The following is a 250-nucleotide window of genomic DNA, read 5'->3' as shown; positions in this document are numbered from 1 at the left end:
GATCGGAGGAGCAACGTGTAGGGACACAGTGTGCCTCTAGGGTTAGATCTCGGGGGTCGGCGTACCATTAAAGACATTCTTATAAGGTTCAGAATTTGGTTATGGAAGCTCTTACGCAAAAGAGAGAATCTACCTTCATAGGAAGTTCCAACGTTCATTTTGCAATGAAATACAATGTAAAACCTATAGGAACCCATGCCCACGAATGGTTCATGTTCCATGCTGCGGAATATGGTTTCAAAATGGCCAA

General features: G+C 43.6%; 1 pseudogene. It reads left to right on the top strand.

Annotated features, from left to right (window positions below):
* Positions 1-71: 71 nt before the first annotated feature.
* Positions 72-250: pseudogene (locus SCA31_RS24705) on the top strand (nicotinate phosphoribosyltransferase); the annotation flags it as partial.

Origin of the sequence: Chryseobacterium sp. SIMBA_028, assembly GCF_046535285.1 — a bacterium.
In the GTDB taxonomy this organism is placed as follows: domain Bacteria; phylum Bacteroidota; class Bacteroidia; order Flavobacteriales; family Weeksellaceae; genus Chryseobacterium.
Note: the sequence above shows the minus strand (reverse complement) of the source record. Positions and strands in the feature narration are given on the sequence as shown.